Raw genomic sequence first — 9,227 nt, forward strand, 5'->3', positions numbered from 1 at the left:
ACATATAAATTCTACTCTATATTAGTAGGTAATATTATAACAAATTCACAGCCTTTTCCAATATCACTATTAATATATATTTTTCCCTTATGTAAATCTATAATATGTTTGGTTATAGTTAATCCTAATCCACTGCCACCTTTTGATTCTGAATTTGCATCTACAATTTGATTAAATCTATCAAATATAGCTTTATGATATTTAGGATCTATTCCTATTCCAGTATCTTTAACTTTAATTATGACTTTATTATTTAAATCTTTTAAAGTTACTTTTATTTCTCCGCCTTCTGGTGTAAATTTAGCTGCATTACTTACTAAATTAACTATACATCTTTCAATTTCATAACTATCACACATTATAACTTTTTCTTCAACTTCCGGATCTATAATTAGGTGTATTCCTTTATTTTCAATATAATCTTTTAAACTCAAAGATGTTTCCTCAACTAAATATACTATATCATTTTCTTTAAAATTTGTTTCATATCTTCCACTTTCAATTTTATTTGTATCTATTATATTATTTATTAACCTTAATAATCTATTTGAATTTCTTTTTATTATCTTCATATAATAATTTAACTTTTCTTTATCTATTCCATCATCTTGTTTGTTTAATTCTGATATAAGCTGTTCTGTAGATGAAATAACATTTAAAGGTGTTCTAAGTTCATGAGAAAGATTAACAAAGTAATTATTCTTATTTCGCTCTAAGTCAATAACTTTATTTAATAATTTGCTATTTTTGTCCATCTCTTCCCTTAACTGCTTAGTTCTTTTTTCAACCATTCTATCAAGATTCTTCATTTTATTAAGACTTAAATAAATTATTAGTATAGATATAATTAAATATAGTATTATTGCTTGTTTACTTTTCCATAATGGTGGTTTTATAGTAAATGTAATTTGGCTTTCATCACTTAGACTCCCATCCGGCATTTCAACTTTTGCTTTTAATATATGATTCCCTGATTTTATATTATTATAAGTAAATTCATTAGAATTTCCAATATTCCAATCACTATCTATCCCCTCCAACTTATAAAAATACTTTATAGCATCTCTATTCTTATAATCTGGAACAAACATTTTAACTCTAACCATATTTTCATCTGAATTAAATTTTAATCCATCTATATTTTTATATTTTTTTCCCTTTACTTCAAATGCTTCAAAAAAAACTTTAGGTAAACTTCTGTTTTTATTTATTTCTGATGGATTAAATATATTTAATCCATTAATACCTCCAAATAAAAATTCTCCCTTACTATTTTTAAAATAACTATTTCCATTAAATTCATTGCTTTGAAGTCTATTTGATATATTTAAATTAGTAAATGTATTGTTACTTATATCTAATTTTGATATTCCATTATTAGTACTTACCCAAGGATTATCATAATCATCTATTAAAATTCCATAAATATTATTATTAGCAAGTCCATTTTTTTCTGTGTATCTTGTAAATTTTTCTGTATTCTTATCTAATTTATTTAGTCCGTATTTAGTGCCTATCCATATATTATTTTTTCTGTCCTCTACTATTGAAACTATAGCATTACAACTTATAGCATTGTTATCGCCTTCAACTTTAGTATAATTTTTTATAGTCATATCCCGTGGATCTAATCTTACTAATCCTCCGTTCATATATAACCCTATCCAGTACATTCCTTCTTTATCCTGATATATACTATCAACATAAGTATCTACTATATTATTGTTTTTTAAAATATATGTCATATCTACTACAGTATCATCTTTTAAATTTAAAACATTAACTCCATCTGCTGTTCCTATCCATAAGCAATCTTTATTATCTATAAATAAAGTTCTTATTTTATTGTTAGTTAATCCATTCTCAGTTGTATACACTTTAATTTCATTAGTATTTTTATCAATTTTATTTAAACCATTGTCTGTAGCTACCCAAATTTCATTTTTTCTTCCAGTTATAAATTTAATTTTGTCACTTATAAGATCACTATTTTTAGAATTTATTCTTGTTACATTTTCAGTTTTAGGATTCATTATATTTAATCCCTTATTAATAGTACCTATCCAAACTAATCCTTCACTATCTTCATAAATCCCTTGTATTGAGTTGTCACTTATCGTGTTTTTTAAAAAAGGATCATATTTATAATGTTTTATTCCATTGCTAGGATCAAAAGTGCTAATTCCAGAAGATGTACCTACCCACATTAATCCTGTAGAATCCTCCATTATAGAAAAAGTGCTTTTGTTTATTAAACTAAATTTATCATATACTCTATTTATATAAGTAGTAAAATTATCCTCATCTTCATTGTACATAGATAGTCCATAATCTGTACATACCCATACTACTCCCCTACTGTCTTTTAAAATATCTTTAACTACTCCACCCTTTAATTTTCCTTTTTCAAATTCTCTTTTTCCTTCAAAACTTCCAGTTTTATATTTAACTATATTATTTGTTTTTATATCTACCTTTAATAATCCAGCTCCAGATGTTCCTACCCATACTTGTCCATTCTTATCTGAATATACCTTATGTATAGAGTTTTTATAGTCATTATTAGTATTATATAAAAATTCTATATCTTTAGTTTTCATATTTACTTTATTTAATCCATTCTCAGTTCCAATCCATATATTATTATCTTCATCTTCATCTAAACTATATATAACCTGATTAGTAAGAACTTGTTGATTATTACTATATAAAATTCTTTCAAACTTGTCTTCATTTTCATTATAAATATTTAACCCATCAGCTGTAGCAACTAATATTTTTTGGTCATTAGTAATTAAAATATCACAAATGTTATAATTAGATAAATTTCCTTGTGATTCCTTATCATAATAGTTCTCAATAGTATCATCTTTTAAATTAATCTTACTCAATCCATTTGCTGTTCCAACCCATAAATTACCTGATTTGTCTTCTTTAATTACTGTTATGCTGTTACTTGAAATACTATTATTTGAGTTTTCTTCATATTTATAAACTTTAAATTCTTTTCCATTATACTTATTTAATCCATCATGAGTACCTATCCATATATATCCTCTGCTATCTTGAAAAATGCATTCTACACTAGATTGAGATAATCCATCATCTATACTAATACTTTTAAAATTAATATTATTGTATGCCTTAACATCATTTTGAGTATTTATTATTAAGAAACTAAAAAATATTACTACAATCATTATTTTTTTCAATATTAATCTCTTTTTCATAATTTCTCCCTTTTCGACAATATTTATATAAATAATTATACTACAATACTATTTTTTAATACAATATTTTATATTAATAGTTTAATATTCCTAGTTAATTTTATTTTATTTTTAAATATTTTAAATTTTTTACATAATTTAAGTAAAAAATCACCTTTTAGTAAAACCAATTATTATAATATTTTCTATCTATATAAAAATATCTATTTTAAGAGGCTGTTGCAAAACTAACTTTCAAGTTAGTTTTGCAACAGCCCCATTTTTGGTTAAGCCTCAAAAGTACTTTGATCAATCCATTTATAATTAGGCTTAATTTCTTTTATTTCTTCTACTAATTTAAATAATGCTATATCTTTTTGTTTGCATTCAAGCATAACATCAAAATCTCTATCTATAACTTTAGTTTTTTCAATAAATTCTACAAAATCATTTGCATTTATGAATTCTGAGTGTTTTCTATCTTTTTCATGATCCCTAGGGCTAGAAAAATGAACTTTAGGTGGTAATGACTCTTCATTCCAAGTATTAAAAATACCTTCAATTAACTCCATTATGTTTTCTCCAGAATTATTACAATTATGATGATGAACATCTAATACCATAGGTACTTTTAATTCTTTAGATATATTTAAAATTTCACTTGCAGTATAAGTTTTATCATCATTTTCTATAATTAATCTAGACGTTATTTCTGTGGGAAACTCTTTTAAATTTTTAATAAATCTTTTAATCCCCTCTTCTTTTCCTCCTGTAGCTCCACCAAGATGTATTACCATTTTTCCTTCTTTATAATCAAAGTCTTCAAACCACTCTGCTTGACGTATTAAATTTAATTTTGTATTTTTAACAACTTGAGGATTTATACTATTTATAACATTGAATTCATCTGGGTGAGTATCTACCCTCATATTATAATTTTTTATGAGATTCCCTATATATTTAAAATCTTTTCTAAACATCTCTCTATGACCCCAGTACCCCACTTCTGGATGAGTGACTAGAGGAATCAGACCTGATGTTATTCTATAGAAATGTATATTGTTTTCTATATTATATTCAAGTATCTTTATTAAGTCATTTAAGTTAGATAATGCAACTGATTTTAATTTTTCACTCTTCTTTTCTTGTTCTATTATTTTGCTATAATTTTTAAAAGTTACTGTACTAGAACTAGTAACTTTTTTTCCTAAATTCATTGCTATTGAAACATATCCTAATCTTACTTTCATAAATATTCTCCTATATTATCAAAAGAATTACCTATCTTTTATTTTTGTACCAATTAGCTATCCATATTCCTATTAAACATACTATAATAAATATTACTAAAATTATATACCAAGGCATAATTAACACATCCTTATAAACTTTATTCTTATTTTATAAGGATGTGTTATTTTAGATATATTTATTCTTTTAAGCAAGATTACTTTTTATTCATATCTAATATAGTGTTATCTTTTTATTATCATCTATATAATAAACTTAATTTATAGACTTAATGCTATACCTATCTTTTACAGTCACAACTCTAATCTTTAAAACATTAAGAAGTTTTTCTAAACTTTTAACTTGATTTATATATTTTATGTTATTCTTTGCAATTAATTTTTCTATTATTTTAATAATATCAGATTTTTTGTCTTCAGTTATTTTACAGTTATTTTTTAGACATTCTCTATTTATATAAGTTAATGTAGTCCAAATTTGTTCTTCCGATATTTTATTTATATCCATTAATACCCATGTGAAATCTTTTCTTCTGTTCTTTTCTGGGTAAGCTTTTTTAAAAAATGTTATAAATCCATTTTCTTTTTTAGGATCTTTTATTGAAACATACTTCCCAAGCTGTGATTTAAGTTGATTTTTTAAATACATAATAGTGTTTGGTTTTATTTTATCAGCCATAGCATCTATGCTATCATAAATAAAATTATAAGTATCTTGAATTTGCTCTTCATTAACATTTGATTTTTTAAGTATTCTCATTTTTTCTATATAGTCTAATACATTTTTCTTACAATCTAATTCTTTATTATATATCTTTTCCCATATTTCCTTTGCGCTTAATCCTTCTAACATTATAACTTCTTCCATATTACGTCATCCTCTGCATATTATTATTTACTAGTTTTACTTAAATATAATCATATCATATTACTCATAAACTTAAAAATTTCACTTAAAATATTGTACAATATTTAAATAAACTACCTCCTTATTATATTTGATACTTTATTTTAATTTATGGCTCTGTTTTAAATGCGTNNGACTATACTCATTTTAGCATTCCTAAGTTCAATTACTCAGTCCACTTTGCTTATGCATATATCAACACTCTGCTAAAACATAGCCTAATTTATTATACAACTTTATGTTTAAGCCACTTTTCACCTCTAAGCCTAAAGCAATACATTATTCCTCTGATTAACCAATCTGTGTACATTCCAATCCAAATTCCTAAAACACCAAGTCTAAATACTATTCCTAAAATGTATCCTGTAAATATTCTAAAAATCCACATTCCTACAAATGCTGTTAACATAGTATATCTTGTATCTCCAGCTCCCTTTAACCCTGATGATAATATAAAAGAAATAGGCCATACTATTAAAGCCACACTATTACTTTTAATTAATGTAGATGAAAGTTTTATTACCTCTATACTATCTGTATAAAAAGAAGATACCCATTCTGAAATAGGAATAAATATTAAACCTATTGCCACCAAACATACTGTTCCAAATTTAGTTAAATAAACAAGTGTGCTTTTTGCACCTTTTGTATCATCTCGTCCTACATATTGACCTACTAAAGTTGTTGCAGCTAAACATAGTGCATTTCCTGGTACTGCAACAATAGTTGCTATTGATGAACCTATTGCATTTGCTGCTATTGATGCGGTTCCCATAGTTACTATAAATATTTGAACAATTAATTTTCCTGCATTAAAAAGTACTTGCTCAACACCTGCTGGTATTCCTATATTAAATATACTCTTTTGTGTTTCTAAATCAAATTTAAATGGGAAAATCTTTCTCATTCTTATAATTCTACTTCCTCTAAATAAAACAATTCCTATAAGAATTGTTCCAACCAATCTTGCAATTGCAATTGATATTGCAGCACCCTCTATTCCATATGACATTGTATTTAAAACATATCCTAATAAATTAACATCTTTTATTCCATAAATTAATATATATCCTAAAATTATATTAATAATATTCATAAACATTGTAATATACATTGGTGTTTTTGTATCTCCACATCCTCTTAATACTCCATTTGCAATTTGCTGCACTGCAATAAAAGGATACGTAATAAGTGTAAGTTCTAAATATATTTTTGCATTTGATTTTACTAATTCTTCTGCTGTACCATATAAAGCATTAATCATTGGAACACGTAAAATCCACATTAAAATACTTATTAAAACAGCTAAACAGCATCCAGATACCAAAGCTTGTCTAGCTGTTTCATTTGCTTTTTTATGATTTTCTTTTCCAATATGCTGTGCAACAACTACAGTAGCTCCAACAGATAAGGCTGCAAAAAAAGATATAAACATATTATTTATTGAATCTACCATTCCAATTGCAGAAACCGCTTCTTCCCCTATATGTCCTGCCATCATTGTATTGCATACACCCAAAAGCATAACAAATGTTTGCTCTATTATTATTGGTATAGCTAATTTTAAAACATTTTTTCTTATAAACATATTATAGCCCCCTCTCCCCTCTAGTAACTATATTATTCCCTCTCAGGATAATTTACTAGTTTTTAAATAGTTATTTAGAACAATCATATTATCTTACTCCTAAACTTAAAAATTTTCCAGTAATATATCGTATAATTTTTATACAGTTAATTATCCTGAATCTAAAACTCCTCATTTTCAGGTTGGTAAAAGTAGATGTTTTTTTACTAAAGAAGGGTTAGATACTTGGTTAGAAGGTAATTATACCCTTAATTTTGATATAAAATAATAGAACAACTAAAATTACTGCACATCTTATGTTTTTAGCTATATCCACTTTAAAATTCAGTATAGGAATCATGATAAGGCTTGTTATCATTTCTTAATTATTTTTTAATATTTTACAGAACAATATATTTATGTATATAAAGATAAAGCATGAACAAATTCATTCATGCTTTATCTTATAGTTTGTTTGTTTATTAAATTTTAAAATCAGTTGGGTCATATGGTTTAGCTTTTGGTTCTCCAAAAACTGCTTTTACACTTTCAGCTTGAGGATTATGATTTACATTTTTCTTTTTTCTTTTATTATTTTCTCTCATTTTATTACTTTTATTACTCATTAATATCACCTCAACATTATGGTGTACACTTGTATTTATTTTATACTTTATTAAAAATGATCTTTTTCTTTATGTGAAGGTGCACCTATCTTTTTTCCATCAATAATACCTAAATCCGAATTTTCTTTAGGGTCTATTTTTCTAAGTTCTACATTTGATTTAGGTCTATCTTTTAACCTATTTTTATTATTGTCCATTTGTATCACCTCGCTTTATTTATATGTTGTGTTTATCATAATATTTTATTCTAATAAGTAAATTATTTTTATTTATACTAAATTTTATTGTTTTTCTATTCAGTGATATATTCTTTATATGGTATACGAATTGTAACTCCTGTGTCATCAAATTCATAGTCTGTATTTTCAATAGCACTTTTACCTGAAATTAAGTTCATCCCTAAAGTATAAAGTGCTTCTGCTTCTGCACGAGGATCTTGAAAAACAGTTCCTGACATAAAACCTTTTTTTATTAATTCTTGTGCTTCTGGTGTTGCATCAACTCCAACAACTATAATTTTTTTTGTTTCATCTCCTTTATTATAATTTTGCTTCTGTAAAGCTTCAATAGCACCTATAGCCATAGCATCATTATTTGCAATTATTGCTTCAATTTTATTACCATATTGATAAAGCAATGGAGTAACAGCTTCTTCTGCTAATTTTCTACTCCAATCAGAAACTCTTAATGCAATTTCTTCAGTTTTTATTCCATTTTTATTAACAGTTTCAATAGAGTATTTTGTTCTTGCAATAGTATCTAGATTATTACGTTCACCTGTTAACATAACATATTGCATTATACTATCTTTATTTACATCTATTTCAGATCTATTGGTATTCCATAAATCAACAAGAATTTTTCCTTGTAGAATACCTGCTTCTTCTGGATTTCTTGCTAAAACAATAGCTTTTTCATAAGATTTTACAGGTATTTTACTAATTGGCTCTCTATTAAATATAATTACTGGAATATTTTTTTCTTTGATTTTATCAATAACTGTTTGTGTAGATTTTTCACTCGTATCAACTAAATTTACTAATAAAAGATCTACTTCATTTTTTAGTACTGTATCTATAGTTTCATTTTGTTTACTTTGATCCCCATTAGCATCAAAAAAACTAAATTCAACTTTACCTACATTTTCCTTTTGAATTTCTTCTAAGTTTTTTTGAATTGTAGAGGTATATTCATCATCAAGTTTGTATATTAATACACCTACTTTAGCTGGATTTACTAATTCAACCTTTGAATTAGTAATTATTGAATTTTTATTATAATTTACAAATATTATGATTATAATAAATACAACTATACTAATATTTAATATTTTTTTTAACACTTAATTTTATCCTCCATATAATTACTTTGATTTTATATTTAGTATTTTTTATTAAATTATTTCTTATTTTTCTACACTATTAAATTTAAATTAAATATCATTAATAGTATTAGATTTTGTTTATAAATTATCCATTAAAACATAAATAAACCCATTAAATATTAAAACTAATCTTAATATTTAATGGGCTTCTTTATAAAGTAATTCTCTAAAAACTATTTTATGCTTTCTAATATCCCTAATTCTTAATTAGACAAGCATATAATTTTTTATTAATAAATTTATTTAGTATTTATACTTTTAATTTGGCTCTGTTTTAAATGTGT

7 protein-coding genes are annotated in these 9,227 nt (G+C 24.8%); all 7 read right to left on the reverse strand.

Going from position 1 to position 9,227, the window contains the following annotated elements:
* Positions 1–11 precede the first annotated feature (11 nt).
* The 7 genes from NG904_RS01375 to NG904_RS01405 all read right to left on the reverse strand — a co-directional run bounded on the left by NG904_RS01375 (position 12) and on the right by NG904_RS01405 (position 8,901).
* Positions 12–3,230, reverse strand: a complete 3,219-nt coding sequence (locus NG904_RS01375; RefSeq protein ID WP_252229276.1) for a ligand-binding sensor domain-containing protein — start codon at positions 3,228–3,230, stop codon at positions 12–14.
* 266 nt (positions 3,231–3,496) lie between these two features.
* On the reverse strand, positions 3,497–4,459 hold the full coding sequence (uvsE, locus tag NG904_RS01380; RefSeq protein WP_252213166.1) for a UV DNA damage repair endonuclease UvsE: 963 nt from the start codon (positions 4,457–4,459) through the stop codon (positions 3,497–3,499).
* Positions 4,460–4,715: 256 nt separating this feature from the next.
* Entirely contained in the window at positions 4,716–5,327 is a 612-nt protein-coding gene (locus tag NG904_RS01385) for a hypothetical protein (protein ID WP_252229278.1), read from the reverse strand.
* A gap of 265 nt (positions 5,328–5,592) precedes the next feature.
* Complete coding sequence (locus tag NG904_RS01390; RefSeq protein WP_252226128.1) at positions 5,593–6,954, reverse strand: MATE family efflux transporter; 1,362 nt, start codon at positions 6,952–6,954, stop codon at positions 5,593–5,595.
* Between the two features lie 461 nt (positions 6,955–7,415).
* Positions 7,416–7,559 (reverse strand): CPC_1213 family protein, encoded by a 144-nt coding sequence (locus NG904_RS01395; RefSeq protein WP_491536912.1) that lies wholly within the window; start codon positions 7,557–7,559, stop codon positions 7,416–7,418.
* A gap of 50 nt (positions 7,560–7,609) precedes the next feature.
* On the reverse strand, positions 7,610–7,756 hold the full coding sequence (locus NG904_RS01400; RefSeq protein ID WP_252213163.1) for a hypothetical protein: 147 nt from the start codon (positions 7,754–7,756) through the stop codon (positions 7,610–7,612).
* 95 nt (positions 7,757–7,851) lie between these two features.
* Positions 7,852–8,901: a galactose ABC transporter substrate-binding protein gene (locus NG904_RS01405; RefSeq protein WP_252229280.1), complete on the reverse strand. Its 1,050-nt coding sequence runs from the start codon at positions 8,899–8,901 to the stop codon at positions 7,852–7,854.
* Between the last annotated feature and the right edge of the window lie 326 nt (positions 8,902–9,227).

The sequence above is a fragment of the Clostridium sp. ZBS15 genome (assembly GCF_023845705.1).
Lineage (GTDB): Bacteria > Bacillota > Clostridia > Clostridiales > Clostridiaceae > Clostridium > Clostridium aquiflavi.